Annotated in this window: 17 protein-coding genes; 8 read left to right on the top strand and 9 right to left on the bottom strand. The window is 75.2% G+C overall.

What is annotated here, in order from left to right; translation table 11 throughout:
• Positions 1 to 146 precede the first annotated feature (146 nt).
• Positions 147 to 899 carry an SDR family oxidoreductase gene (locus tag ACF08F_RS21180; RefSeq protein ID WP_392300060.1) on the top strand — a complete coding sequence of 251 codons (753 nt, stop codon included), beginning with the start codon at positions 147 to 149 and terminating at the stop codon, positions 897 to 899.
• Positions 900 to 982: 83 nt separating this feature from the next.
• Here the strand turns inward: ACF08F_RS21180 and ACF08F_RS21175 are convergent, their stop codons facing one another.
• Positions 983 to 2,125, bottom strand: coding sequence for an ROK family transcriptional regulator (locus tag ACF08F_RS21175; protein WP_392300059.1), 1,143 nt, complete (start codon positions 2,123 to 2,125; stop codon positions 983 to 985).
• 106 nt (positions 2,126 to 2,231) lie between these two features.
• Here ACF08F_RS21175 and ACF08F_RS21170 point away from each other — a divergent pair, with 106 nt between their 5' ends.
• Positions 2,232 to 3,455: an MFS transporter gene (locus ACF08F_RS21170; RefSeq protein WP_392300058.1), complete on the top strand. Its 1,224-nt coding sequence runs from the start codon at positions 2,232 to 2,234 to the stop codon at positions 3,453 to 3,455.
• A gap of 64 nt (positions 3,456 to 3,519) precedes the next feature.
• Here the strand turns inward: ACF08F_RS21170 and ACF08F_RS21165 are convergent, their stop codons facing one another.
• From ACF08F_RS21165 to ACF08F_RS21135, 7 genes are all read right to left on the bottom strand, one after another.
• A complete protein-coding gene (locus ACF08F_RS21165; protein ID WP_392300057.1) occupies positions 3,520 to 4,830 on the bottom strand; it encodes an MFS transporter in 1,311 nt (436 codons plus the stop codon).
• Positions 4,827 to 6,104, bottom strand: coding sequence for an ATP-grasp domain-containing protein (locus ACF08F_RS21160; protein WP_392300056.1), 1,278 nt, complete (start codon positions 6,102 to 6,104; stop codon positions 4,827 to 4,829). Before ACF08F_RS21160 ends, ACF08F_RS21165 begins: the two co-directional genes overlap by 4 nt.
• A complete protein-coding gene (locus ACF08F_RS21155) occupies positions 6,104 to 7,489 on the bottom strand; it encodes a hypothetical protein (RefSeq protein WP_392300055.1) in 1,386 nt (461 codons plus the stop codon). Before ACF08F_RS21155 ends, ACF08F_RS21160 begins: the two co-directional genes overlap by 1 nt.
• 57 nt (positions 7,490 to 7,546) lie before the next feature.
• Complete coding sequence (locus tag ACF08F_RS21150) at positions 7,547 to 8,752, bottom strand: AMP-binding protein (protein WP_392300054.1); 1,206 nt, start codon at positions 8,750 to 8,752, stop codon at positions 7,547 to 7,549.
• Positions 8,749 to 10,152 carry an amidase family protein gene (locus ACF08F_RS21145; protein WP_392300053.1) on the bottom strand — a complete coding sequence of 468 codons (1,404 nt, stop codon included), beginning with the start codon at positions 10,150 to 10,152 and terminating at the stop codon, positions 8,749 to 8,751. Before ACF08F_RS21145 ends, ACF08F_RS21150 begins: the two co-directional genes overlap by 4 nt.
• Positions 10,153 to 10,341: 189 nt before the next feature.
• Positions 10,342 to 11,295, bottom strand: coding sequence for a RimK family alpha-L-glutamate ligase (locus tag ACF08F_RS21140; protein WP_392300052.1), 954 nt, complete (start codon positions 11,293 to 11,295; stop codon positions 10,342 to 10,344).
• An 8-nt stretch (positions 11,296 to 11,303) separates the two neighbouring features.
• On the bottom strand, positions 11,304 to 12,029 hold the full coding sequence (locus ACF08F_RS21135; protein WP_392300051.1) for an SDR family NAD(P)-dependent oxidoreductase: 726 nt from the start codon (positions 12,027 to 12,029) through the stop codon (positions 11,304 to 11,306).
• A 221-nt stretch (positions 12,030 to 12,250) separates the two neighbouring features.
• Here ACF08F_RS21135 and ACF08F_RS21130 point away from each other — a divergent pair, with 221 nt between their 5' ends.
• From ACF08F_RS21130 to ACF08F_RS21105, 6 genes are read left to right on the top strand one after another with little or no spacing between them, the layout of a single operon-like run.
• On the top strand, positions 12,251 to 13,549 hold the full coding sequence (locus ACF08F_RS21130; RefSeq protein ID WP_392300050.1) for a phenylacetate--CoA ligase family protein: 1,299 nt from the start codon (positions 12,251 to 12,253) through the stop codon (positions 13,547 to 13,549).
• Positions 13,546 to 15,309 carry a prenyltransferase/squalene oxidase repeat-containing protein gene (locus ACF08F_RS21125; RefSeq protein ID WP_392300049.1) on the top strand — a complete coding sequence of 588 codons (1,764 nt, stop codon included), beginning with the start codon at positions 13,546 to 13,548 and terminating at the stop codon, positions 15,307 to 15,309. Before ACF08F_RS21130 ends, ACF08F_RS21125 begins: the two co-directional genes overlap by 4 nt.
• Before the next feature lie 50 nt (positions 15,310 to 15,359).
• The gene (locus ACF08F_RS21120) at positions 15,360 to 15,791 is read left to right on the top strand and encodes a hypothetical protein (protein ID WP_392300048.1); all 432 of its coding nucleotides are present in this window, start codon (positions 15,360 to 15,362) and stop codon (positions 15,789 to 15,791) included.
• Complete coding sequence (locus ACF08F_RS21115; protein ID WP_392300047.1) at positions 15,788 to 16,081, top strand: acyl carrier protein; 294 nt, start codon at positions 15,788 to 15,790, stop codon at positions 16,079 to 16,081. The genes ACF08F_RS21120 and ACF08F_RS21115 overlap by 4 nt, the downstream gene beginning before the upstream one ends.
• A 29-nt stretch (positions 16,082 to 16,110) precedes the next feature.
• The gene (locus ACF08F_RS21110; RefSeq protein WP_392300046.1) at positions 16,111 to 17,112 is read left to right on the top strand and encodes an AMP-binding protein; all 1,002 of its coding nucleotides are present in this window, start codon (positions 16,111 to 16,113) and stop codon (positions 17,110 to 17,112) included.
• Positions 17,109 to 18,575 carry an aromatic amino acid ammonia-lyase gene (locus tag ACF08F_RS21105; protein ID WP_392300045.1) on the top strand — a complete coding sequence of 489 codons (1,467 nt, stop codon included), beginning with the start codon at positions 17,109 to 17,111 and terminating at the stop codon, positions 18,573 to 18,575. The genes ACF08F_RS21110 and ACF08F_RS21105 overlap by 4 nt, the downstream gene beginning before the upstream one ends.
• On the opposite strand, the gene ACF08F_RS21100 is transcribed toward ACF08F_RS21105, so the two are convergent.
• Complete coding sequence (locus tag ACF08F_RS21100; RefSeq protein ID WP_392300044.1) at positions 18,480 to 20,831, bottom strand: BTAD domain-containing putative transcriptional regulator; 2,352 nt, start codon at positions 20,829 to 20,831, stop codon at positions 18,480 to 18,482. The genes ACF08F_RS21105 and ACF08F_RS21100 overlap by 96 nt on opposite strands.
• Positions 20,832 to 20,834 lie beyond the last annotated feature (3 nt).

Raw genomic sequence — 20,834 nt, 5'->3', positions numbered from 1 at the left:
GCGCCGCGCCCCCCCTGTCCGGGGCGCGGCGCTCCGCGTGTGCGGACCTGGCGCCTGCCCCGGGTGCGGACCGGACGCCTGCCCTGAGTGCGGACCTCGCGCCTTCCCCTTGTGCGGACCGGGGCCGGGACCGTCAGTCTTGAGACATGAGCACGATCCTGGTGACCGGTGGTACGGGAACCCTCGGCCGGCCCGTCTGCGAGCGGCTGCGCGCGGACGGCCACGACGTACGGGTCCTCAGCAGGCACTCCCCGCCGTACGCGGTCGACCTGCGGCAGGGCGGGCCGCTGCTCGAACGGGCGGTCGACGGGGTGGACACGGTCGTCCACTGCAGCAACATCCTGCGCGGCGACAAGGACGCCGCCCGCGTCCTGCTCGAAGCGGTGCGGCGCGCCGGGGTGCCGCACCTCGTCTACATCTCGATCATCGGCGTCGACCGGGTGCCGCTCGGCTACTACCGCACCAAGTACGCGGTGGAGCGCATGATCCAGGGCTCGGGCACCGGCTGGACGCTGCTGCGCACCACCCAGTTCCACGACCTGGTCCTCCAGCTGCTCCAAGGGCTCGCGAAGCCGCCCGTGATGCTGCTGCCCAAGGGGGTACGGGACCAGCCCCTGGAGGTGACGGAGGCGGCCGCGCGCCTCGCCGAGCTGGCCGCGGGGCGGCCGGCGGGCCGGGTCGAGGACATGGCCGGCCCGGAGATCCCTACCTTCGTCGAGCTGGCCCACTCCTACCTGCGGGCGAGCGGACGCCGGCGCCGCGTCGTCGAGGTGCCGCTGCCGGGCAGGGTGTACCGGGGGCTGCGGCGCGGCGAGCACCTGGCACCGGACCGCGCGGTGGGCCGGGTGACGTTCGACGAGTTCCTGGCGCGGCGCTTCGGCGGACCGGCGGGCGCGTAGCGGCTCACCGGGCCGGTTCCGCTCCGGCACCTCGGCGCGACCCGGGAGACCTCCGCGCGACCGGGGAGCCTCGGCAACACGCCCTAGAGTCCGGTGGCCGGCGGGCCGAAGAGCGCGTCCTGAGCCGTGTCGCGGGCGAGGAGGAGCGCGCCGCGCCGGACGGCCGCGTCGCCGAGCTCCGTCGGGCGGACGTCCGTGCGGAGCGGGGAGAGGGCCGCCAGCTCCGCCTCGACGCGGGCCGCGAGCGCGGGGCCGCCCTGGTGACCCGTCTCGCCGGCGAGGACCACGCAGCCGGGGTCCAGTACGGAGACGACGGCCGCCGCGCCGACGGCCAGACGGCGGGCCAGCGCGTCCAGGAAGGGACCGTGGCCCGAGGCGAGTGCCTCCGAGGGGGCGAGGCCGTGCGCGGCGGCGAGGGTCTCGACCGCGGCCGCGCAGGCCAGTTCGTGGAAGCCGCCGTCGCAGCCGGTGGCCGAGGGGAGCCCCGAGGTGCCGGGGACCGGCAGGAAGCCGATCTCGCCCGCGCCTCCGGAGGCCCCGCGGCGCAGCCGCCCGCCGAGGACGACGGCGGCGCCGACGCCCTGGCCGAGCCAGAGCAGGACGAAGTCCTCACGGTCGCGCGCCGCGCCCTCGCGCAGTTCGGCGACGGCGGCGAGGTTGGTCTCGTTCTCGACGAGGACGTGGGCGGGGAGCCGTTCCTGGAGGACGGCGACGAGCCTCCGGTGCCAGGCGGGCAGCCCCGAGGAGTCGCGCAGCTCGCCGGTGGCCGGGTCGATGAGGCCAGGGGCGCCGACGGCGACGGTGTGCAGCCGGTCGGCGCCGGCCTCCTTCACGGTGCGCTCCAGGAGGGTGACCGCCTTCTCGACGGCGGGTCCGGTGCCGCTGCCGTCGCCGACGGGGACGGAGGCCTCGGCGAGGGTGGTCCCGAGCAGGTCGGCGACGGTGACGGAGACGGAGCGGGTGCGTACGTCGAGCGCGGCGAGATGGGCGCGGTCGGCGACGATGCCGTACAGCCTGGCGTTCGGGCCGCGGCGCTCCGCGCCGGACTCCCCGACGACATGGACGAGCCCGGACTCGCGGAGCCTCTCGACGAGATCGGCGACGGTCGGTCGGGAGAGTCCGGTGAGCGTCTTGAGCTGAGTGGCCGTCAACGGTCCCTCGTCCTGGAGCAGTCGCAGGGCGAGCCGGTCGTTGATGGCCCGTGCGGTGCTCGGGGATGCGGCCATACGGCGATCCTCTCAGACTCGATTCCACGCGGACTCCCCCTGCGGGCTATTTATCAGGCAGGGTCCCTGATAGTTTACGGCCCACACCACGACTCAGGGAGGGCACATGGCGGCGGAGACCGTCCTCAGCACCGAGCGCCTTCGGCGGGCGCGCTTCGCCGTCGCCGCGGTCTTCTGCGTCCACGGCGCGGTGACCGGCAGCTTCGCGACCCGCATCCCGTGGATCCAGGAGCACGCGGGCGTCAGCGCCGGACAGCTCGGGCTCGCTCTCGCCTTCCCCGCGCTGGGCGCCTCCGTCGCGATGCCGCTGGCCGGTGCCATCAGCCACCGCTTCGGCGCCCGTACGGCCCTGCGCGGCCTGCTCGCCCTGTGGACGCTCTCCCTGACCCTGCCCGCGCTGGCCCCGAACGTCTGGGGGCTGTGCGGCGTGCTCTTCGTGTACGGCGCGACCGCGGGCATGTCCGACGTGGCGATGAACGCCCTCGGCGTCGAGACCGAGAACCGGCTCGGCAGGTCCATCATGTCGAGCCTGCACGGCATGTGGAGCGTGGGCGCGCTGCTCGGCTCGGCCGGCGGCACGGTCGCGGCCCACCTCGGCACCGACGCCCGCGTCCACCACCTGATCGCCGCCCTCATCCTCACCGTGCTCGGCCTGGCCTTCTGCCAGGGCGTCCTGGACGTGCAGGCCACCCCGGACGAGGAGGCGCCGCCGCGGTTCTCGCTGCCGCCCAGGTCCGCGCTGGTCATCGGCGCCATAGGCTTCTGCGCGGTCTTCGCGGAGGGCGCCAGCCTCGACTGGTCGGCCGTCTACCTCAAGGACGAGCTGGGCAGCTCCGCCGGGCTCGCCGCCGCCTCGACGACCGCCTTCGCACTGACGATGGCCGCGGCCCGACTGGCAGGCGACCGCGTCGTGGACCGCTTCGGCGCGGTCCGTACGGTACGGGTCGGGGGCGCCGTCGCCACCCTCGGCGGGCTGATGGTCGTCCTCGCCCCGCACGCCGCCGTCGCGATGGCCGGCTTCGGGCTCATCGGGCTCGGCGTCGCGGTCGTCGTCCCGCTCGCCTTCGCCGCGGCGGCCCGCAGCGGCCCGAACCCCAGCCAGGCCATCGCGGGCGTCGCCACCATCACGTACACCTCGGGTCTCATCGCCCCCTCGGCGATCGGCGGCATCGCCGACGCGACCTCGCTCCTCTTCTCCTTCGGCCTGGTCACCCTGCTGTCCCTGGGCCTGGTGCTCGGCGCCGGCGTGCTCAGGCCCGGCGCCCGCGCGGCGGCGGCGTCGGCCCGCACGGACGACGCCCCGGCGAAGAGCTCCGGCCCGGTCGCGTGACGGCGACGGGGTGACGCGCGACAGCGCCCCCCGCGGCTGCCCGGCGCTCCCGTGCCTCCGCGCCTCACTCGTCGTCCCACCGGGCCTCTTCCGGGAGCTCCGTGAGCCGACCCACCGGGGAGAAGGCGACGAGGAGGAGGGAGACGGTGAAGCCCGCGGCGGTGACGAGCAGGGCGGCCCGCAGCCCGATCAGGTCGCCCGTCCAGCCGCCCAAAAGGGCGCCGACGGGCATGGTGCCCCAGGTCAGGAAGCGCAGGGCGGCGTTGGTGCGGCCGAGCACGCGGGCCGGGGTGACGGTCTGAGTGAGGGTGGAGAGGTGGATGTTGCCGACGGTGGTGCCGATGCCTCCGAGCAGGAACGAGCCGAGCAGGACGGCGAGGACCAGGAAGGTGGGACCCCCGGCCAGTGGGACGAGGGCCTGGGAGAAGGAGCCGAGGCCGAAACCGAGCACGATGGCGCGGCCCGGACCGTACCGGCGGGCGACGCCCACGGCGAGGAAGGCGCCGATCAGCGATCCGACCGCGCCGACGGCGAGGACCAGCCCCAGGGTGCCGCTGGATTCGCCCAGCTCTCGGAGGACGAAGAGCGGCAACAGGGTCTGCATGGCCATGAAGAACAGGTTGTTGAACCCGGCTCGAAAGGCGGCCACCCGCAGATAGGGGTTGCGGACGACGAAGCGGAGCGAACCGGCGATCTCGCGCAGCATCGGCTTCGGCGGGCCGTCGGCCACGGGGCGTTCCTCCCGGGTGCGCACGGCGAACAGGGCGATCGCCGAGAACAGGTGGACGACGGCACCGACGACCAGGGTGGCGGGCACGGACATCAGCTGGACCAGGAAGCCGCCCACTCCCGGTCCGGCGATCCGGGCCACCGAACCACTGCCCTGAATGCGGCTGTTGCCCTCCGCCAGGCGGTCCTTCCCGATCAGCGAGGGCAGGTAGGTCGACGAGGACAGGTCGTACAGGACGGCCAGTGAGCCGATGACCAGGCCCGCCGCGTACAGCCCGGCCAGGGTGAGGGCATCCAGCCAGAACAGGGCGGGCAGCAGGGCGAGCAGCAGGGCGCGGGCCAGGTTGGTGAAGATCAGGAAGGGGCGGGGCCGCAGGCGGTCCACCCACACCCCGGCGAACAGGGTCAGCAGCAGATAGGGCACGAACTGGGCGCTGTTGAGCAGGCCCGCCTCGGTGGGGCCGGCGTCGAGTTCCACGACGGCGAGCAGCGGCAGGGCCAGGGAGGTGACCTGGACCCCGATCCGGGCGGCGCTCTCCCCCAGCCAGTACGTGGTGAAGTCGCGGTGGCGCCACAGGCTGGGCGGGGCCGGGGTCGCGGGGTCCTCGGCGCCCGGCTGAGGGCGGGTCCGCCCCGGCCGGGTCACGGCGCGAGTCCGGACGGGGTCGGCGCCGTGGTCTCGTACACGGCCTCGGCCAGTGTGTGGACGGCCCGCACATCGGCCTCCAGGACGTCGGGGTCCGGATGGGTCATGAAGACCCGCAGCGGACTGGACAGCAGGTCGGTGGTGGGGCGCAGGCGGTCACCGACGCCCAGCTTCACGGCCACGGCGTGGACGGCGGGTAGGGCCTCGATCCGGCGGACCGCTCCGGTGTCGATCCGGGTGACCCGGCCGGACCGGTCGGTGGAGGTGTGACAGACGAGGGCCGGGCGCAGCCGGGTGTAGACCCGCCCCGCCCGGCGGGCGACGAACTCCGCGGGGCGGAGGTAGGCGAGGGCGGTGAGGGTCGCCTGGTCGTGGCCCAGGCACAGCCGGTGCAGGCCGGGGTTCATGTTGCCGTTCATCCGGGCGCCGATCTCGACCAGCGCCGGGCCCTCGGGGGTGACGATGATCTCGGCGTGGGCCGAGCCGTGGCGGATGCCGAGGGCGTCGAGGACGAGGGTGATGTAGTCGAGGAGGGCGGGGACCGGTTCCTCGTCCGGGGCGAGCAGGACGTCCCGTTCGTAGACGGGCCGGCCGGCGACGAGTCGTTTGTGGTAGCGCCAGACCCCGCAGACGAAGTGCGCTCCGTCCCGGCTGACGGTGTCCACGATGTACTCGGTGCCCTCCAGGAAGGACTGGACGAGCACCTCGGTGTTGGGCTTCCCGTACACGTCGGGTCCGGCGAGCACGGCGGCGGCGGCCGTCTCGATCTCGGCGTCGGTACGGCAGATGCGGACCCCGTCGGTACCGGCGGAGCTCACCGGCTTGACCACCACGGGGAGTCGGGCGCCGTCGGACCACTCCTTGCACCGGCGGACGAGGTCGGCCGGGTCGGCGGACTTGTACTGGCGGGCGCAGTGCAGGCCTCGTTCGCGAAGCCGATCCCCGGTGGCGTACTTGTCCCAGCGGGCGGCGGAGAGCGCGGTGCCGTTCGTGGGCAGTCCCAGTTCCTCGCTCAGCCGGTCGGCCAAGGCCACTCCGGAGTCCTGGCCGGCGATGACGAAGGCGGGGGCGAGGGCGCGGAGGCGGGCCAGGGCGGGCGGGCCGTCGTAGACGACGTTCTCCGCGAAACGGGACAGGTCCGGTCCGGGCAGGGCGGTGGAGACCCGGCGGCGGGCCTGGACGTGGACCAGCCGGACCCCGTGGGCGGCGAACGCGGCGGGCAGCAGGTTTCCGGTGGTGTAGGCGTCGACGACGACGCCGATGGGGGCGGCCATCAGTGCTCCTGGGTTCCGGGGCCGGGCAGCCGGTGGAAGACGCAGCCCACGTGGGAGCCGTCGCCGAGGAAGCGGAAGTCCTGTTCGGCGTGCGGGATGCCCTTGACGAAGGCGCCGCTGTAGCCGTGGGCCGTATGGAAGACGCCCCAGTTGAGCAGGCAGGGTGCGAGGGTGTCCGGGTCGTCGGCGTCGACGAACCGCTCGGCGTCGGCGATCACCCGCTGCTGGACCACGTACGGGGCGCCGAGGCGCAGTGCCTCGGCGATCCTGCGGTCCCACTCCTCGGGGCCGACCATCCAGCCCGCCGTGATCCCCTGTCCGGCGAATCCGGCGCTGGGCTTGATCAGCAGGCGCTCGCGCTCGGAGCGCAGATGGGCGGCGAGGTCGACGGCCCGGCCCTCGCGGGTGGTGCTGCCCAGGCGCAGCGGGCGGGTCCAGGGCACCAGCCGGTCGACCACCTCGGCCTCGACGGGGTCGAGGAGGTCCTGGTGGGTCCCGTCGCTGATCAGGCCCAGGCAGTCCTTGATGCCGTAGAGGTCCGTGGTGAGCGGGGCGAAGACGGCGGCGGCGCCGTCGGCCACCGCGTCCAGGAGGGGGGCGGCCAGCTCCCGCGTCTCGGTGGCGCCGGTGAGGCGGCTGAGCTGGAAGGTACGGAAGAGGCGGTCCACTCGGCGGCCGCGGGCGGTGAGCACACCACCCCGGTAGTCGAGCTGGCCGATGTGGCAGGGGAACGCCTCGTGGCCGAGTTCGGCGAGCTGACGGAGGAAGAGGTCCAGGTGGCCGAAGTCCTCCGCGGTCTCGGGGCTGTTGGGCCACTTCACCACGGCGACGGGGAGGCCGGAGCCGGTGGGACAGGAGGCCGCCATGGAGGCCATGATCCCGGCCACCGGGTCCCCGTACCCGAGGTCCTGCTTCTCGGCGAACTCGGCGAGCGGGCGGTCGGCGAGCATGCCGCGGCTCATCTCGGCGATCTCGCAACCGCCCAGCGAGCTGGTCGTGTTGAACTCCACGAGGCGAAACCGGCCCTGCTCGCGGAGCAGGTCGGCACGGCCCAGCGGGACCGCCGGGCCGGCGACGGCGCACCGGGTGACGGCCTCGGCCTGGTCCTCGTTCAGGCCCAGGGCGCGGGCCATGCGGCCGGGGTCGCCTTCGTGGAGGCGTTCGGGGAGCGAGGAGAGCACGCGGAGCAGGATGCCGAGGTCCCGGTCGAGGGAGCGGACCTCGTCGGCCTGGAGGAAGGCGGGCCGGTTGAAGATCGGCCGGCCCAGCCAGGCGTGGGTGCGGCCGAAGGCGGGGTCCGTGGTGTCGACCGCGCGGCTCCTGCCGCGCCCTTCGTCGAGGAAGTCCCTGGTGATCCGGTTCTCGACCGGGGTGCCGCGCTCCATGGCTCGGGTCCTGTTCTGTCGGCTGGGCTGCTGTGTCGTCGGGGCGATGGGGCCCGGTCAAGGGGTGCCGGAGACGGCGCCGAGCCACTGGTGCGGGAGCACCTTGCCGGTCCGGGTGCTGCGGTCGAGCCGGTCGACGTGCTCGGCGCGGATGCTGTCGGGGTGCTGGGCGGCGATGGCGCCCAGGGCGTACACCCTGCGCAGCAGTTCGGCGCGGACGGGGTCATCGTCCGGGGTCCGGGCCGGGTGCTGTGCCGAGGCCGGGTCCCGGGCCGGGTCGGGGCGGTGGCCGGTCCAGCGGACGGTGAGGCCGGCGAGCGCGGTGAGGTCGGCGGGGTCCGGGGTCAGGAGCAGCTGGGCGTCGGTGACGCCGGGGACGGCGCGGGCCACTTCCAGCAGGTCACCGAGCCGGAGCATGGTGTTGTGGAACTTCAACCGGTCGTCGGCCCGGCCCAGGATCCGCAGGGCGTTCGGGGTCCCGCAGCGGCAGTGGTCCGGGGCGATCCGGTCGCCGAGCCGGTAGCGCAGGACGGGGGCGGGCCAGCCCTCGCCGACCCGGGTGAGCAGCGTCCGCTCCTCGTCGTGGTCGATCCGCTGATCCGGGAGGAGGTGCAGCACGCCGGGCGCGCAGGCGGGGCCGCTGGCGGCGATCACGTAGGTCTCGATGGAACCGTAGTTGCCCCACAACGCCGCCTCGGGGAAGGCGCGGGCGATCCGCTCGCGGCGGGCCGCGGTGAGCGGCTCGCCGGCCCAGATGACGATGGTGACGGGCAGGGTGGTGCCGGTGGCGAGGGCGGCGTCGGCGAAGTCGGCGAGAGCGCTGGGCGCGCCGGCCAGGGCGTTGACCCCGGTCTCCCGGAACACCGCGGCCCATTCGGGGAGTTCCGCGGCGGACACCGGCCCCATGGGCAGCACGGACGCACGGGAGTAGGTGGCGAGGGCGTTGTAGAAGTAGTGCGCGCCCCAGAGCCGGCCGGGGCGGAACAGGTTGAGCAGGACGTCTCCCGGTCCCAGCGGCCGCCAGCTCCGCAGCAGGCGGGGGATGCCCTGGTCGGGGGCGATGGTGGTGAGTTTGATCCGGCCCGTGGTCCCGCCGCTGGCGACGACCTGCCCTCCGGAGCGGACCGCCAGGGCGCGGGTGGAGGCGGTGACCTGGGCGGGGCCGCTCTCGGTCGCGCCCGCGGGGGGCGCGCCGCCGAGCGCGGAGAGCCGGGTTGTTTCGGCCGCGAGTCGTTCCGGGGCGATCCGGCCGATGCCATTCATCGTCCGGCTCGCAGGGTACGGGCCACCCGCTCGGTGAGCTCCGGACGGGTGTCCAGGACCTTCTCCAGGGCGGCGCCGAGGTCGAGCAGCTCGGCCTCGGTGTGGGGTCGGCCCACCAACTGGACCGCCAGTGGGCCCTGTTCGGGGTGGACAGCGGCGGGGAGGACCAGGGCGGGCAGTCCGGCGAAGCTGGCGATCGGGGTGTAGCCGAGCCGGTCGGCGTAGTCGGTGTCCTTGGGTTTGGGCAGCGTCGGCTTCCCGGCCCGCTCGACCACCCGCTTGGGCGGGGTGGAGCTGACCGGCATCAGCAGGATGTCGACGCCCTCGCGGTCGAGCAGGGCGAGCAGGGCGCGACGGAACCCCTTTTGCCGGGAGACGAGTTCGTCGCGGCGGCCGGGCGCGGGTTCGGGGCCGAGGGATGCCCGGGCGACGGGTGAGACGCACAGCCCCAACCGGCTCTCGACCTCCCGTACCACGTCGGCGACGTCGACCGCGCACAGCTCCCAGGCGTCGGCGCGGGCCCGCCACAGCTCGGCGGGAAGCTCCGTCTCGGTGCGGGTGACGCCGAGTTCGCCGAGGGCGGCCTCGGCGCGTTCCCTGGCCCTCTCCAGGACCGGCGCGCAGCCTCGGGTGTTGGTCACGGTGGCCACCCGGAGCGAGGCGACGCGGCGCCCCACCCGGCCGGTTCCGCCGCCGGTCGCTCCGCCGGGGGCGGACACCGGACCGCGGCGCCAGAGCCGGCGCAAGTCGCCCGCGGTACGGGCCATCAGGCCGAGGGCGTCCTGGGTGGGCGAGACGGGGAGTGCGCCGACCAGCCGGCCAGGGTCCCAGGTGGTACGCAGGCCGGCCACCCCGCAGTTGGCCGCGGGCCAGCGGGCGGAACCCAGGACGTCGGTGGCGAGGGCGTAGTCGCAGATGCCGGCGGCCACCGAGACGGCCGAGCCAGTGCTGGAGCCGCCCGGGGAGAGCTCCGGGAACGCGGGGTTGAGGACGTCCCCCGGGGCACCGATGTTGAGCTCGGTGGCGTACGCCTTGCCGGTGAGGGCCAGCCCCAGCCGGCGGAGCCGGGCGACGGCCGGGGCGTCGGCGCCGGGGTGATGCCGGTGGGTGGCGTGCCCAAGGCTGGTCGGCATGCCGGCGACATCCAGGGTGTCCTTCACCCCCAGGGTGACGGCGGCCGGATCGACCGCCGCGTCCAGCCAGGTCATGGCGCGGGTGATCCGGTCGGCTTCGGCGACCCAGCGCCGTCGGGCGGCCCGCCACGCCGCCCGGTCGAGGCCTGCCGCGTCCAGCGCCCGCGCGCGGCCCTCCACGGGCCCGAGCAGCAGGTCGACGGGGACCGGGCCTTCCTCGGGCGGCAGGGCGTGCTTGAGGTAGCCGAGTGCTGCGGCTGTGGTCACGGGTGCGCCTCTCTGGGCTCGTCGGGTGGTGACGGCGCCGAAGCATCGCGGCCGGGCCTTCGGGCCGGACGCTCGGTGCCGGGCCTTCGGGCGGCCCGGCGGGGCTGATGCCGTGGGGCTCCGGTCGGACGGGGATCGGCGGGTCGGGCCGTCCGGTACGGACGGGTTCGAGCCGGGATGCGGTGCGGTTCAGCGGCCGGCCAGGAAGGCGTCGAGGCGGCGCTCGTACGCGGCGAACCGGGTGGCGACCACGTGGTGGACCACATCCGCCGGGGCCAGCAGCCGGGAGACGGCTCCGTCGGCCTCGAACTCCGAGAGCCACAGCTGTCCGTCCGCGAGCAGCAGGTCCACGCACAGGTAGGAGACGCCGAGCCGCTCGGAGGCCAGCTTGGCCAGTTCGTGCACCCGGGGGTCGATCTCGGTGCGCAGCGCGTAGCTGCCGCCGCGGCTGACGTTGGCCACGTGCGAGCCCTGCCGCGGGATCCGGTCGAACATCGCGATGATGGTGCCCTCCACCACGACCACGCGGATGTCGGCGGTGACCCCGGCGAGTCGCGGCTGTACGGCCACGCCGGTCCCGCTGCCGGCGGCGAGCCCGAGGACCGCTTCGAGGCTGTCCCGGTCCGGGCAGGAGACGCAGCCCTGGCCGCCGCTCCAGGAGAGGGGTTTGACGAAGACCGGGAACCAGTCGCCCGGCACCAGGTTGAGGTGGCGCAGCCGGTGGACGTCCCGGTCGGCGGTGATCCGGATGGTCGGGATGCCCGGGACGGGCGAGTCCTGGAAGGCGTTCAGGGTGGCGTACTTGTCGTTGAGCAGGATGCCGGTGTCGAGCGGGATCGGCAGCCAGAAGCCGAGCGTGGCCAGGGACCGCATCAGCGAGAGCCCGGTCCACAGGTCGACCTCGTGCGTGGGGCTGGTCCGCACCCCGTAGACGAGGATGTCCCGCTCCGGGGAGAGGGGTTCGTCGCGCCAATAGGCGGTGCCGCGGGCGATGGCGATGTGATCGGGGGCGGCGACCGCGAAGTCGAGGCCGGCACGGTCGGCGGCGGCCCGGTAGTCGACCCAGAACTCGCCTTCCTCGTAGCCGCGCAGCAGTTCGGAGCTACGGTCGGGGAAGACGTGGATGATGCGTCTGCGCGTCATGTCGCGGGTCACCTTCCCAGCACGCTTCCGCCGTTGACGTCGAACACCTGGCCGGTGATCCACCCGGCCTCGGGTGAGGCCAGAAAGCGGATCACGGCGCCGATGTCGTCGGGCACTCCGGCGCGGCCGAGCAGGGTGTCGGTCACGAGGGCGTCGTGGCGCGCGGAGCGGCCGGAGGGGGTGAAGAACTCGGTGTCCTGGACGTAGCCGGGGGCGACCGTGTTGACCAGGATGCCCTCCGGCCCGCCCTTGCGGGCCAGACCCTGGGACCAGCCGATCATGCCGGCCTTGGCGGCGGTGTAGCCGTCCGCGCCGCCCCGGCGGGCCGCCACCGAGCCGACGTTGATCACGCGGGCGCCGGGGCGGGTCAGGCGGGGCCACAAGGCCTCGGTGAGCACGGCGGCGGAGACGAGGTTGGCGTCCAGCGTGCGGCGGAACGACGCGGCGTATCCGGCCAGGCCGGGCTGCTTGTCCCGGTCGACACCGCCCGCGTTGTTGACGAGCACGTCGACCGGCCCGTCGGGGAGCGCGTCGAGGACCCGCAGCGCGCCGGCGGTGTCGGCGAGGTCGGCGGCCACGATCAGGACGCTCGCCGGTTCGAGCGCGGCGGCCGTCTCCTTCAGTACGTCGGCCCGCCGGCCGACGAGGACGATCTCGGCACCGTCGCGGGCGAAGAGACGGGCGGTGGCCCGGCCGATGCCCGTACCGCCGCCGGTGACAACGACTCTGGTCACGCGTGCTCCTTCCGTGTCTGCCGGGAATCCGCGGCACCCGCCGGATCCCCCGCCGGGAACACTGCCGGGCCGCGCTTAACGCCCGCTTAAGAAGGCGCCGTTGTCGGTGCGCGGGCACGGTGACCGTTCAGGAGCGCTTAAGAGCGGCGGTGTTGGCTGCCGACCGACTCTCATCCAGCGGCGTGCCGGGGGATCCAGCGATGTGGCATCAGGAACGACACGTGAACATCTGGCGCGAGGCCAGGCGGGAGACCACGGCGATGTCCGGGGTTCCAGGTCCGGAGTTCTACGAACGCAAGCTCGCCGCGCTCTGGGAACGGGCGTCGGAGGCGCCGGCGTACCAGGGGCTCGGCCCGTTCTCCCGGGCGGCGTTCGCCGCGCTGCGGCCCACGGCGCGTGAGGAGCTCAAGGCGCGGCCGATGTCCTTCGCGACCGTGCCCCCCGGCGGGGCGCTGCGCTACTACGAGACCACCGGGAGCACTGGCACGCCCACGCCGACGCCCCGGCTCGCGGAGGACGTCATCTGGAACACGGTCGCGGTGGGCGAGGCCTGGCGGGAGGTGCTGGACGGGGACGAGCGGATCCTCAGTCTGATGCCCTCGGACGTGGTGCCGGTCGGCGATCTGATCGCCCAGGTCGGTGACTACCTCGACCTGTCGCACCTGCGCGCCTACCCGTTCGCGACCGGCATCACCGGCTGGGACCGGCTGGTGGAGCTGTGGCGCGGCTACCGTCCGACCACGGTGTTCCTCGCCCCGGGCGTCGCGCTGGAGTGGACCCGGCTGGCGGCCGGACGCGGGCTGCTCCCCGAGCTCGCCACCGGTCTGCGGCGGATGATGCTGCTCGGCGAGGTGAACACCGCCCCGTTCCGGGCCCGGCTGGGCGGGTGGTGGGGTGCGGACGTCCTGGACGCCAGTTACGGCAGCACCGAGACCGGCACCCTGGCGACCACCTGCGCGGCGGGCCGGCAGCACCTGCTGACCACGGGCACCTACTTCGAGCTGGACACCGGCGGACCGGAGGGACCGGTCGGGATCGACGCCGACGGTCCGCGCACAGGTCAGTTGGTGGTCACCCCGCTCAACTCGTACGCGCGGCCGCTGCTGCGCCTGCGGACGGGGGACATGGTGACCCTGGGCGACGCGTGCCCGTGCGGCCGCCCCTCCCCCACCGTGACCGTGCGCGGCCGTGCCTCGGACACCCTGCGCGTGCACGGGGTGGATCTCACCCCGCGCGAGGTGGAGGACGTGGTGTTCGCCGTCTCCGAGGCCACCGGCTACCTGATCGAGGTGGATGCGGCCGGCTCCTTCGCGGGGCTGCTGCTGGAGCGACTGCCGGCGGCGGACCGGTCCGCCGAGCCCACGACGGCCGAGGAGGTGCGACGCGTGTCCAAGGAGCTGCTGGGCCTGTCCTGGGACCGGGTGGCCTTCGTCAACACGCTTCCGCAGCTCACGAAGAGCGGGGCATCGCAGAAGAGCTGGAAACGGTCGAACATCCGCGTCCTGGAGGAGACCCCGTGACCGCCGCACTTCACGGGGCGCGGTGGGCCGGCCTGGCGGAGGTCCGAGGCTCGGGCACCGGCGAGCCCGACCTGTGGTGCACCTACGCGGCCGTACGGACCCTTGCCTGGCTGGGCCGCACCGAGGAGGCGACCGCGCCCGAGGCCACCGCGCGCTACCTGCTCTCCCGCCGCAACTCCGACGGCGGATACGCCTGGAGCGCGGGCATGACCTCCGACGCCTGGGCCACGTTCTACTGCACCCAGGCCTTGCGCGACCTCGGCCACCCGCTCACCGCACGGGAGCGGACCACGGCCTGGCTGGAGTCGACCTGGACCGGCGAGGCGTACGGCATGGTGCCCGGGCAGGGCGCCGAGGTGTGGGCCACCCACTTCAGCACCCGCACTGCAGCCTCGCTCGGCCGGGACTGGCCCGACCCGGACCGCTCCCGGCTCCTGAGCTGGCTGGGCGCCCTGCAGGCAGAGGACGGCGGTCTGGGCTGGACCCCGGCGGACGCCCGGCGCGGCCGGACAGACGTCCGGGCCTGCTACTACGGGGTACTGGCCTGGACCGCGGCGGTCGGCACGGAGCCACCGCCCTGGGACGTGGCCCGGCTGGTGGGCTGGCTGCGGGCCAGGCAGGACGCGTCGGGCGGCTTCCGGTTCGCGCCGTCAACGGAGGTGCCGTGCTTGTGGGCCACGTACCGGGCGGTGGGGGCACTGGCGGCTCTCGGAGCAGGGCCGGCCGGGGCCGACGAGTGCGTGCGGTGGGTGCGGGGGCTGCGCGGAGCGGGCGGTGCGTTCGTCCGCTGGCAGGGCTACCCGGTGGAGGACGTGTGGGCCTCCTTCTGTGCGGTCGGTGTGCTGCGGGCGCTGGGCGCGGACGCGGACGTGGCGGCGGTGGCCGAGCCGGTCGCCCGCCGGATCGGTGAGCTCGCCTGCCCGGACGGGGGATACACCTACCGGGAGCCGGAACGGGCCGACGACGCGCTGAGCACCGCCGCGGCGGCCCTGCTGCCGGACACCGTCGGCCCCCGCCGGGCGGAGCTCGTCCGCTGGCTGGAGGGCTGCCGACTGCCCAACGAGGGCGGGGTGATGTACATGCCCGGCCGGGGGGCGGAGATCCGGTGCACGCTGTGGGCCGTGGCGGCCGGAGCGTTCGCGGACGACGCCGAGGGGAGGGCGGGCATAGCCCGCTGGCTCGCCGAGCTCCAGAACGACGACGGAGGCTTCGGCTACTGGAGCGGGCGCGGCTCGGACCTGGTCTCCACCGCGTCGGCGGTGGAGACCCTGCGACTGCTCGGCGTCCCGGTCCCCGGGCTGCTGGACGTCTCGGGCCTCCTCGCCTTCACCGCCTCCTGCGCCTCCCCCGACGGCGGCCACGGGCCCGTGCCGGGTGCCCCGCCGGGGCTGCGCGCCGGGCTGCAGGCCCGCCGGGTGCTGGCCGCGGCCGGCGCGCCGGTTCCGGACCTCGCGCCGCTGCTGGACCGGCATCGGGTGCGAGGCGGCGGTTACGCCGACCAGGGGCGGCGGCTGCCGGACCTGCTGTCCACGTACGAGGCGGCAGTGGCCGTCGAGCGCGGAGGGCGGGAGCCGGAAGGCGACGCGCTGGAGCCCTTCCTCGCGTCGGTCGGGCGGTCCGAGGAGGGGATCGCCTGGACGCCGCTCTCCCCGACCGGCGGCGGACCGCTGGCGGGACTGCTCGGCACCTTGCTACGCGACCGTACCGGCCCCGGCCCCCGACGCGTCGCCGGCCTCCTGCCCGCCCTGGCCCTGTCCTGAACCACCCCGCCCGATCGCCTTCCCCTGCCCGACCGACCCGGGGACACCCCTTGCCGACCATCACCATCGCGAGCGCGGACCTCTCCGCCGCCCGCCGCCGCACGGCGGCGCTCAGCATCACCCGCTGGCTCAAGGACCGGGGCATCAGCGGCGCCCACGTCGTGGTCCGCTTCGAACCGGTCGACGAGGAGAGCGTGTTCACCGGCGGCTGGCCGGTGTCCGCGCTCCCTCGGCCGGCCCAGGACGAGGGCCTGCACCACGCCTCCGTTACCTGCCGCGTCTCCCCCGACCGGGACGAGTCGTTCCGGTCGGCGCTGGCCGCGCACATCGCCGAGGCCCTCGGCGTCACGGACCGCACGGCTTTCTTCTACCTGGAGTTCCGCCCCACCTCACCCGCCGACGTGCACATCGCCGCGACGGGTCCTCTTCACCGCTCCGACCGACCGGCCGGAGCGGACGGCAGCGAAGGACCGACACGATGACCACTCCTCCCCCCGCCTCCGTGTCCGAGCGGCTGCGCGCGCTGCTGGCCGCCCGGCTCGGACCCCGGTACGACGCGGTCGCGGACGACACGGACCTGCGGGTGTCCCTGGGAGACGGATACGACAGCCTCACCGTGATGGAGTGCATCAGCGCGGTGGAGGCCGAGTTCGGCATCGAGGTCGACCTCGTCGGGGACGACGTACGCCACTGGTTCGCGACCACCGCGCGGATGACGCGGTTCGTGACGGACCGGCTGGAGGACGCGGCGGTCCTGGGCGGCGACCGGTGACGGCCACCGCCGCGCCACCCCCCGGCCCGGTGGCCTTCAGCACCTCGGGCACCACCGGGCCGCCGACCGACTGGCTGCGCACCCCCGCCCAGCTGACCGCCGAGGCGGCGCTGCTGTCCGAGGTGCTGGGCCCGGTGGACCACGTGGTGTGTCACGCCCCGCCCCGCCACCTCTACGGATGGATCTTCGGGGTGGAGATCCCCTCTCTGACCGGAGTGCCGGTGACGGCCGGCTGGGACCGGCCGTTGGAACCACCGGAGTGGGACCCCGCCGCGCGCACGCTGCTGGTGTGCCTGCCCTCCACCTGGCAGGTGCTGGTACGCGACCTGCCCCGGCTCGCCCGCTGCCGGGAGGTGATCGCCGTGCACAGCACCGCCCGGGTGCCGACCGCCGCCTACGAGGTGATCGAGCGCCTCGCCGGGACCGGGTTCCGCGCTCTGGAGGTGCTCGGCTCCACCGAGACCGGTGCAGTGGCAACCCGGCCGATGAACCCGGTCACGCGCGAGGACGGGATCTGGCGGCTGCTGCCGGACGTCGACTGGGCCGACGGGCCCCCGGGGCCCGGGCCGGACGGGGTCCGGCTCGCCGTGACCGGCCCCCGGCTGGCGCACCGGCCCGGCGAGGCCGTCCCGGGCTCCGTCGTGATGCCGGACCTGGTGGTCGCCGCCGGAGCGCCGCCGGGCGCCGCGGCGCCGGTGCGCGAGTTCCGCCGGCTCGGGCGCTCCCCGGGCCTGGCCAAGGTCAACGGGGTGCGCTGCGACCTGGGCCGGGTGGAACAGCTGGCCCGCCGCCTCGTCCCGGGTGCGGACGTCGCCTGCGTACCCCTGGCCGACGAGGTCCGCGGCGAGCACTACGCCCTCTACTACGCGGCGGACGGTGCGCCGGGACCCACCGCCCTGCGGGACCTGCTCGCCACCGTCCTGGACGGCGTTCCCGGCCCCCGCTCGGTGGCCCGGGTCCGGTACATCCCCCGCGCCGGAGAGACGGTGCTGACCGCGCGGCTGCCGGGACTCGTGGCGGAGGAGCGGTGAGCGGCGGCATCTCGCGGCTGCTCGCGCGGAGCGCCTTCGGCGACGAGATCACGCTCACCGCGGCCGAGCGGGAGCGGATGGCGGCGAGCCTGGACGTCTTCGACCGGGCCCGGCTGACCACGGACGTGTACGGGGCCACCCGCGGCTTCGGCCCGCTGGTCGGGTACGCCGCCGACGCCGACCCGGGTGCCCAGGGCCTCGGGCTGATCCGGCACCTGGCGGCCGGTCAGGGTGAGCCACTGTCCCCGTCGGTGACCCGGACGATGGTGTGGCTGCGGTTGCGCGGGATGGCCGCCGGGCACTCCGCGGTGGACCCGGGGCTGTGGCAGCGGCTCGCCGACCAGTGGAACGCCGGCTTCACCCCGGTGGTGCCGCGCGAGGGCAGTCTGAGTGCCAGCGGGGACCTCGTGCCGCTCGCGCACGCCGCGCTGGCGGCCACCGGGGGCGCGGAGTCCCAGGCGGCTTGGACCCGGCCCTGGGAGCCCGGCGGCGGCGGGCCGACGGAGCCGGCCGCGGTGCTGCGCGGGCTCGGTGTGCCGGGCGTGGTCTGGGACGCGCGCGGGGCGCTGGCCTTCGTCAACGGCTCCAGCGCCTGTCTGGCGGTGGCGCTGCACAACCACCGGGAACTGGCGGCCTCGGTCCGTCTCGCCGCCGCCGCGACGGGCCGGCTGGCCGCGCTGCTCGGCGCGGACCCGGATCCGTACCACGAGGGGCTGAGCCGGGTCCGCAACCAGCCCGGTCAGCTCGTGGCCGCCGCCCTGATCCGCGACGAGCTGGCGCCCGGCCACGTGCGCGGCCCGGATCGCCCGCTGCAGGAGCGCTACTCGCTGCGCTGCGCCCCGCAGGTGCTCGGCGCGGTGCTGGACCAGCTCCGGTTCCAGGAGGAGGTGCTGCTGGCCGAGGCGGGCGGCTGCACGGACAACCCGGTGACCGTGGACGGTGCGGTCCGGCACGGCGGCAACTTCCACGCCGCGCCGGTCGCCCTGGCCTCGGAATCGCACGCGGGCTGTCTGCACCAGGTGGCCCTGCTGATGGAGCGGCAGCTCGCCCTGGTGCTGGACCCCCGGGCCAACGGCGGTCTCGCGCCGCTGCTGGCCGCCGCACCGGGCCGGGACAGCGGCCTGGCCGGGGTGCAGATCGCCGCCTCCGCGCAGCTGTCCCGGATCCGCCAGCTCGGCTACCCCGCGTCGATGACGACGATCCCGACCAACCTGGAGAACCAGGACCACGTCCCGCTGGCGCTGAACGGCGCCACGGCCGTCTCCGACATGCTCGCCCGGTTGCGCGCGATCACCGGCGGGCTGCTCCTGGCCCTGACCGAGGCGGGCCGACGGCTCGGGGCGCACCCGTCGGGGCTGTGGGCGAAGCTAGCCGACGCCTCCCCCGCGTTCCGGCACGACCGCCCGACGGCGGCGGAGGTCCTGGCGCTGGCCGAGCTCGGTCTGGCGGCCGCCGAGCGGTAGCACGGCGGGGCGGGGGACGGGTGCCGCGGCCCCCGTTCCCGCGCCTCCGACGGCCGCCGCACCCGCCCTCGTACCCAAGACGGTTGCCCCGGAACCGGACCCGCACCCGAGACCGGTGCCCACGCCGGTACGGAGCAGCCGGTCGTAGCGGAGCAGCGCCCGGGCCAGGGCCCGGGCCTGGTCCGAGGGCGCCCCGGTGTGGGTGGCGTGGACGGCGGCCACCAGGTTGGGCCGCTCGACGGTCAACCATCCGGCGGCGGCCCAGGGGTCCGGTAAGCCTCGTTCCGTGCCGTCGGCGGCCGGCGGTGTGCGGGGCGGGCAGAGGGCCCGCAGGGCGGAGCGGGCGTTCCCGAGGTAGTGGTCGACAAGCCGTGCCACGGCCGCCCGGCGGTCCGGTTCGGGGTCCTCTCGACGGGCGGCGAGGACGGCGTACCGGCGTAACAGCGGGTGCAGCCGGAACCGGTCGCGGGCGTGCTGCTCCAGCAGGTTGCGGTCGAGCAGCCTCTCCAGCAGACGGCGCGTCCCGTCGGACGTCGCACCGGCGAGGGCGGCGGCCGCGGCGGAGTCGGTGTCCGGGCCCGGCAGCAGGCCGAGGGTGCGGAAGACTCGCCGCTCCGGCTCGGGCAGCGTCCGGTACGAGGCGTCGAAGGCCTGGCCGACGCTGCGGCTGCCGAGCCGGAGCTCGTCGAGGGCGGAGGCACCGCGCAGGGCGCGGACCAGCTCGGGGGCCGGCCGGGTGGGGCGTTGGCGCAGGCTCACGGCGGCGAGCCGGACGGCGAGCGGCAGGTTTCCGCACAGCCGGGCCACCTCGGGGGCCGATGCCGTGCCGGCGGAGCCGCCGACGATGCCCGTGAACAGGGCGCCGGCCTCGGCGGTCGTGAGGATCCCCAGCGGCATCGGGTGGGCGCCGTCCAGCTCGGCCAGCGGGCCGCGGCTGGTGACGATGACGAGGCTGGCGGAGTCCCCGGGCAGCAGGAGGCGGACGTGCGCGGCTTCGACGGCGTCGTCCAGGACGACGATCAGGCGGCGGCGGGTGAGCGCGGCCCGCCAGCGCGCGGCGGCCAGCGCGATCTCGCCCTCGTCCTGCCTGCAGCCGGGCTCGCCCGCCATCCGCAGCAGCAGGTCCAGCGCCTCGTGGACGGGCAGCGGTCCGCGTTCGGCGCTGTGTCCGTGCAGGTCCAGGAAGAGCCGTCCGTCGGGGTAGCGGGTGCCCGCCCGGTGGGCGACGTGGGTGGCGAGGGCGGTCTTGCCCACGCCGGGCATGCCGGTGACGGCGAGGATGGCGGTGCTGGTGCCGGCCGCGGCGATCAGCTCCCGCGCGCGGGCCAGTTCGGCGGTCCGGCCGGTGAAGTCGGGGAGGTCGCGCGGCAGCATGTTGGGGCCGGGAGGGGCCGGGCGGCCGCCGGCCGGTCCGTCCGCGTGTCCGGGCCTCGGTGTTCCCCGGGTCCGGGTCCGGGGGGACTCCTCGGACCTCGGCGCCGGTGCTTCGCCACCACCCGCCGCCGCCTCGACGCGGGTCGCCCGAACGCCGGGCAGCCGGGCGGCCTCGCGCAGCCCCGGGCCGGGCTCCACGCCGAGTTCCTCGCGCAGCAGTGTGCGGGCCCTCTCGAAGGTCTCGGCAGCGTCCCTCCCGCGGCCGGCTCCGGCCTGGCAGCGCATCAGGAGTTCCCAGAGCCGTTCCCGCAGCGGGTGTTCCCCGGTCAGCCGGAGCAGGTCCGGGACCAGGCGGGCGCCGCGTCCGAGGGCGAGTTCCAGTTCGGCGAGGTGTTCCAGGGCGTGGAGCCGCTCCTCCTCGATGACCGGCTCGATCTCCCGGCGGAGGGTGTCGGATCCGATGTCGGCGAGCGGCCGGCCGCGGAACAGGCCGAGGGCGCTGCGCAGCGCCGCGGCGCGCTCCTCGGTCGGCAGGGTCTCGGCGTGGGCGACGAGGTGCCGGAAGCGGTGCAGGTCCACGCTGGCCGGGTCGATGTCGAGCAGGTAGCCCTCGCCCGAGTAGACGAGGCCACAGCCGGGCAGGGCGCGACGCAGCTGCGATGCGTACACCTGGATGGCGCCGACGGCTGAGCGCGGTGGCGTTCCGTCCCAGACGGCTTCCACCAGCCGGTCCTTGGTGACCTGGCGGCGGGGTTCGAGGAGGAGGGCGGCCAGCAGCCTGCGGGGTTTGCGGGAGGGCGCCTGCCAGCGGACTCCGCCGAGGCGGACGTCGAGGTCGCCCAGGAGCCGGAAGTCCGTCTCGTCCTGCCGGGTCGGTTCCATGCG

Origin of the sequence: Streptomyces sp. NPDC015130, assembly GCF_043080005.1 — a bacterium.
Taxonomy (GTDB): Bacteria; Actinomycetota; Actinomycetes; order Streptomycetales; family Streptomycetaceae; genus Streptomyces.
Note: the sequence above shows the minus strand (reverse complement) of the source record. Positions and strands in the feature narration are given on the sequence as shown.